Source organism: Streptomyces sp. WELS2, from assembly GCF_013870595.1.
Classification (GTDB): domain Bacteria; phylum Actinomycetota; class Actinomycetes; order Streptomycetales; family Streptomycetaceae; genus Streptomyces.
Window position 1 is genome coordinate 1 of record NZ_JACBWZ010000377.1, and the last position, 5,820, is coordinate 5,820.

The window sequence follows — 5,820 nt, forward strand, 5'->3', positions numbered from 1 at the left end:
CCCCGAGGCGGCCGTCGACTCCTACGACTCCACGGTCACCGGTCCCGAGGTCAACTCGGCCGAGAAGTTCCTGACCGTGCTCACCGACCAGCCGACCCTGGCCGACAGCGAGCCGACCACCAGCACCAAGAAGCTGGACGCAGCCCTGTCCGCCCGCGTCGACCTGATGCGCGGCGCCGAGTCCGCGCTCTACGACCACCGCACCAAGGACCTGGAAAAGCTCCGGGACGACGACGTCACCGCCCTGGAGATCCGCGTCGCCGTCCTCGGCGTACTGCTGCTGGTCGCGGTCGGCGTCGCCACCGCCATGGCGCGCAGCCTGACCCGCCCGCTGTCGGTGCTGCGCCGCGGCTCGGCCCGCCTGGCCGAGACCGAGGACCCGGCGGCCCAGGACCCGATCGCCTTCACCGGCCGCAACGACGAGTTCGCCCAGGTGGTCCGCTCGGTCAACGCCCTGCACGCGCACGCCGTCGCCCTGCACGAGCGGGTGGCCACCCTGGAGACCGACCGCAAGCACCTGGTGGGCCAGCGCCAGAAGATGGCCGACGCCCGCGAGGAACTGCGCGCCGAACTCGCCGACTCCGCCGCCCAGCTGGAACGGCTGCGCACCAGCATCGGCTCCACCTTCGTCAACCTGGCGCTGCGCACCCTGGGCCTGGTCGAACGCCAGCTGGCGGTCATCGAGGGACTGGAGGACCGCGAGCAGGACCCCGAGCGCCTCTCGACCCTCTTCAAGCTGGACCACTTCGCCACGGTCATGCGCCGGCACAGCGAGAACCTGCTGGTCCTCGCCGGCACCGAGCACGTCCAGCAGCACCCCGGCCCGGTGCCGCTGGTCGACGTGGTCCGGGCGGCGGTCAGCGAGATCGAGCGCTACGAACGCGTCCGCATCGCCTCCCTGCCGCCGCACGCGCACGTGGCCGGGTTCGCCGCCGACGACCTCTCCCACCTGCTGGCCGAACTGATGGAGAACGCCACGTCGTTCTCCCCGCCGGAGCTGCCGGTGGAGGTCTCCGGCTGGCTCCTGGAGTCGGGCGAGGTCATGCTCTCCGTCCAGGACGAGGGCATCGGCGTGGCCAAGGAGCGCCTGGGCCGCCTCAACGCCCGCCTCGCCGACTTCGACCCGCAGTCCCTCTACGACCAGAACGACGCCGACGGCCTCGGCCTCGGCCTCTACGTCGTCGCGCGCCTCGCCCACCGGCACGGTGTGCGGGTCCAGCTGCGCGAGCAGAAGCAGGGCGGCACCGCGGCGGTCGTGGTCCTGCCGGCCCAGCTCCTCGCCGAGGCCCCGCCGACCGCCCTCCCGCCGAAGACCGCGCCCGGCAGCACCACGGGTACGTACACCCTGCCGGGCGCCGACGCGGAGGCCAACTCCAACGTCCTGCGGACCCGCGCCAAGGACCCGCTGGTGGCCCTGGCCGAACGGGCCGTACGGGACACCCACGAGCAGGCCACCCCGCCCACCGAACCCACGGAGACCCGCCCCAAGCCGACGGAGACCCCCGCCGAGACGACGATGGAACTCCTCCTGCCGACACCACAGGAGGATCCGGCGGAACAGCGGAAGCAGGCGGAACCGGCCCCGGCGACCCGGCCCACGGCCCCGGCGGCCGCCGACGGCGAGCACACCCCGCAGGGGCCACCCGCACCCGACGGCGAAACCCGCACCGGTGGTGCGGGTGGGCACCCGGGAGCCGAGGCGAACGCATGGGCCGAGGCGCCGCAGGCAACTGGTGCCGTCGGGCACCCTGAAGCCGACGGCGGAGCCGAGACGAACGCACCCGCCGAGCCGCCGGAGGCGGACGCTCCCGAGCAGCTCACCAGCAAGGGTCTCCCCAAGCGCACACCCAGGATCACCGCCCCCGCCGCCCAGCCCCGCCAGCGCAACACCAGCGTCGACGCCGAGGCCCTGCGCCGCAGGCTCGGCGGCTTCCGCAGCGGCGCCCAGGCCGGCTACCGCGCCGCGGAGACGGAGATCGCCGAGAAGACGGCCGGCCACCGACGGCCGGCCGGCTACGCACACGCCGAAGAAGCCACGGGGGGCACAGCCGAGGAGGCAAGCAGTTGACCGCGCCCACTACCTACGGACTGAGCACTGAAGCCCGTAACCTGCACTGGCTGCTGACCAACCTGGTCGAGGAAGTACCCGGCATCCAGTCCGTCGCCGTGGTCTCCTCGGACGGACTGCTGCTGCTGTCGTCCGACCCGGCCCACACGGAGCAGTCCCGTGCGGCCCGCCCGGCGAAGGGCCCGCGCGGGTCCGCCGCCGACCTCGCCACCATCGTCTCCGGCATCGGCAGCCTCACCGTGGGCGCCGCCCGGCTGCTGGAGTACGGCGGGGTCAAGCACACCATGGTCGCGATGGACGAGGGCAGCCTGTTCGTGATGTCGATCAGCGACGGCTCGCTGCTCGGCGTGCACGGCTCGGCCGAGTGCGACATGAGCGTGGTGGCGTACCACATGGCGCTCTTCGTGGGCCGCGCCGGGCATGTCCTGACCCCCGAACTCCGCAGCGAGCTGCGCAAGTCCATGGAGTCCGAGTCGACGGGGAGCACCCGGTGAGCGGCCCCGCGAACAAGCCCGGCAAGCAGCGGCTCCCGGTGCGCGGCGGCGACCGCAAACCCGCCCGCGTCCGCCCCTACTCGCTCACCGGCGGCCGTACCCGCTTCGGCCACGTCCTCCTCGTGGAGACGTTCGTGGCCGCGCTGGAGGCCCCCGAGGAGCGCAAGGAACTGACGAACGGCTCGCAGGCCGGCCCGGGCATGCCGGAGATGCTGGCCATCGTCGAGTTGTGCCGCCGTATGCGCACGGTGGCCGAGATCGCCGCGCTGCTGAAGATGCCGCTCGGCGTGGTCCGCGTCCTCCTGAGCGATCTCGCGGACCAGGGAAAGATCCGTGTGTACGGCACCGGAACCGGTCACGGCACCGGCCGGCCGAACCGCGCGCTGCTGGAAAGGGTGCTGAGTGGACTCCGCCGTCTCTGACGCCACCGCCGCCTTCGGGGGCGCTCCCCTCGCCGCCTCCCACGGCGAGCCGGACGAGGACTTGAGGTCCTGGCAGACCGACCGTACGCGGGCCCCCATCGCGACGAAGATCGTGGTGGCGGGCGGCTTCGGCGTCGGCAAGACCACCCTCGTCACCTCCGTCTCGGAGATCACGCCCCTGCAGACCGAGGCGCTGATGACCGAGGCCAGCGAGGACACCGACGACCTGTCCGCCACCCCGGGCAAGCTCACCACCACCGTGGCCATGGACTTCGGCCGCATCACGCTCGACGACGACCTGGTGCTCTACCTGTTCGGCACGCCGGGCCAGCAGCGGTTCTGGTTCATGTGGGACGACCTGGTGCGTGGCGCGATCGGCGCCGTCGTCATGGCCGACACCCGCCGCCTGAAGGACTGCTTCCCCGCGCTGGACTACTTCGAGAGCTGCGGACTGCCCTACGTCGTCGCCGTGAACCACTTCGACGGCAGCGAGCGGTTCGAACCGGAGGACGTGCGGGAGGCGCTGACCATACCCGCGCACATCCCTGTCATGATCATGGACGCGCGGCGGCGGTTCTCGGTGCTCGAGACCCTCCTGGCCCTCGTCGGCCACGCGCTGGACGAAACCCCCGAGTAGTCCTGATAGGAGTCCCCACCCGCATGCGGAAGATACTCGTCGTCGGAGCCGGCCAGTCCGGCCTCCAGCTCGCCCTCGGCCTGCAGTCGCACGGCTACGAGGTCACCCTGATGTCTAACCGGACCGCGGACGAGATCCGCACCGGCCGGGTCATGTCGACGCAGTGCATGTTCCACACGGCACTCCAGCACGAGCGCGACCTGCAGCTGAACTTCTGGGAGTCCCAGGCTCCGAAGATCGAGGGGCTCGGCGTCTCGGTCGCCGCGCCCGGCTCGCACGACCCGGGCCCCACCCAGCGGGCCATCGACTGGGTGGGCAGGCTGGACGGATACGCGCAGTCGGTCGACCAGCGGGTGAAGATGGCCGGCTGGATGGAAACCTTCGCGCAGCGCGGCGGCCAGCTGGTCATCCACGGCGCGGCCGTCGGCGACCTGGACTACTTCTCCCGCACCTACGACCTCGTGCTGGTCGCGGCCGGCAAGGGCGAACTGGTGTCGATGTTCGCCCGCGACCCCGAGCGCTCCCCGTACGCCGAGCCGCAGCGGGCGCTGGCGGTGGCGTACGTGCACGGGCTCGGTCCGCGCCCGGAGCACCCGGAGTTCGACGCGGTCCGCTGCAACCTGGTCCCCGGGGTCGGCGAGCTGTTCGTCATGCCGACGCTGACCACCTCCGGCCGCGCCGACATCCTGTTCTGGGAGGGCATACCGGGCGGTCCGCTCGATGTCTTCCGCGGCGTCAAGGACCCGGCGGAGCACCTCTCCCTGACCCTGGAACTCATGGAGAAGTTCACGCCCTGGGAGCACGCGCGGGCCACCAAGGTCGAACTGACCGACGCGGGCGGCACGCTGGCCGGGCGCTACGCCCCGACCGTGCGCAACCCCGTCGGCCGGCTGCCCTCGGGCGGTCTGGTCCTGGGCGTGGCCGACGTGGTCGTGGCCAACGACCCGATCACCGGGCAGGGCTCCAACTCGGCGTCCAAGTGCGCGGCCGCGTACCTGGCCTCGATCCTGGAGCACGGCGACAAGCCCTTCGACGAGGAGTGGATGCGGGCCACCTTCGACCGCTACTGGGCCACCGCGCAGCACGTCACCAAGTGGACCAACGCCATGCTGGCGCCGCCGCCGGAGCACGTGCTGAACCTCATCGGCGCGGCCGGGTCGCTACAGCCCGTGGCGGACCGTTTCGCCAACGGTTTCAACGACCCCGCCGACTTCGAGGACTTCTTCTTCGACCCGGACAAGGCGACCGCCTACCTGGGATCGTTCACCGGAGCCTGATGGTTTTGTCCCCTTTTGACACCTGATGGCGGCGGGGGGACGCTGGTTCAGGTGTGCAGGGGGGACAAGCCATGGAGGAGTTTCCATGAACGCTCGACGTGTACGCCTGGCCGTTCTGGCGCCTATGGCGGTGTCGTCGCTCGTGCTGGGGACGGTGACGTTCTCCACCACGACCGCGGCGGCGGCATCGCCCACCTGTAGCGTCAGAAACACCGGCAACCCCGACAACCTGCTGGTCAGCGGCAACGGCTTCAGGCCGAACAAGGCCGTGGCCGTGGAATCCGCCAACGGGTCCGAGGGGAGCGTGAAGGCGGACGCAACCGGTCGCTTCTCCCTGACGGTCACCGACGCGAGCGGCACCGTCAGCGCCCAGCAGATCGGCGGCCCCGTGGTCGGGTGCGGCACGGCCGAGGAGGGGGAGCAGAAGAACGCCAAGGACCAGTACAACCAGGGCTTCAAGCAGGGCTTCGCGGCCGTGAAGGAGAACTGCGACGCGCAGCAGCAGCAACAACAGAATCAGGGCCTCACGCGCGTGGACGAGAACTTCCAGCGGGGGTTCAAGGACGGCGCGAAGCAGGCCACCGAAGAGTTCTGCGACTAGCCGGGTCCGCCCGCACCAGGGCGTACCGCGCCCAGGATCGGGTGGGCGGCGATCGGTGAGACCGTGACCCGCCCGCCCGGCCGTGGCGCCTGGACGACCTTCCCGTCCCCCACGTACATCGCCACGTGCGTCGCCTCGGGGAAGTACACCACCAGGTCCCCCGGGCGCAGCCGGCGCAGCGGCACCCTGGGAAGCCGGTCCCACTGCTCCTGGCTGGTGCGCGGGACCGGGACGCCCGCCTGGGCCCAGGCCCGCGAGGTCAGCCCCGAGCAGTCGTAGGAGTCCGGGCCCGCCGCGCCCCACGCGTAGGGCTTGCCGACC

At 71.7% G+C, this 5,820-nt stretch carries 7 protein-coding genes; 6 read left to right on the forward strand and 1 reads right to left on the reverse strand.

Annotation, left to right across the window (positions count from 1 at the left end; translation table 11 throughout):
• The 6 genes from H5J33_RS20910 to H5J33_RS20935 all read left to right on the forward strand — a co-directional run.
• A partial coding sequence (locus H5J33_RS20910; RefSeq protein ID WP_181796454.1) for an ATP-binding protein occupies positions 1 to 2,068 on the forward strand: 2,068 nt, incomplete at its 5' end.
• Complete coding sequence (locus H5J33_RS20915; RefSeq protein WP_181796455.1) at positions 2,065 to 2,562, forward strand: roadblock/LC7 domain-containing protein; 498 nt, start codon at positions 2,065 to 2,067, stop codon at positions 2,560 to 2,562. The genes H5J33_RS20910 and H5J33_RS20915, both read left to right, overlap by 4 nt.
• The gene (locus tag H5J33_RS20920) at positions 2,559 to 2,984 is read left to right on the forward strand and encodes a DUF742 domain-containing protein (RefSeq protein WP_181796456.1); all 426 of its coding nucleotides are present in this window, start codon (positions 2,559 to 2,561) and stop codon (positions 2,982 to 2,984) included. Before H5J33_RS20915 ends, H5J33_RS20920 begins: the two co-directional genes overlap by 4 nt.
• Complete coding sequence (locus H5J33_RS20925) at positions 2,965 to 3,621, forward strand: ATP/GTP-binding protein (protein WP_181796457.1); 657 nt, start codon at positions 2,965 to 2,967, stop codon at positions 3,619 to 3,621. The genes H5J33_RS20920 and H5J33_RS20925 overlap by 20 nt, the downstream gene beginning before the upstream one ends.
• A 23-nt stretch (positions 3,622 to 3,644) precedes the next feature.
• On the forward strand, positions 3,645 to 4,898 hold the full coding sequence (locus H5J33_RS20930; RefSeq protein ID WP_181796458.1) for a styrene monooxygenase/indole monooxygenase family protein: 1,254 nt from the start codon (positions 3,645 to 3,647) through the stop codon (positions 4,896 to 4,898).
• Positions 4,899 to 4,983: 85 nt separating this feature from the next.
• Positions 4,984 to 5,499, forward strand: a complete 516-nt coding sequence (locus H5J33_RS20935; RefSeq protein WP_181796459.1) for a hypothetical protein — start codon at positions 4,984 to 4,986, stop codon at positions 5,497 to 5,499.
• Here the strand turns inward: H5J33_RS20935 and H5J33_RS20940 are convergent.
• On the reverse strand, positions 5,496 to 5,820 hold a 325-nt coding region (locus H5J33_RS20940), incomplete at its 5' end, for a C40 family peptidase (RefSeq protein ID WP_181796460.1). The genes H5J33_RS20935 and H5J33_RS20940 overlap by 4 nt on opposite strands.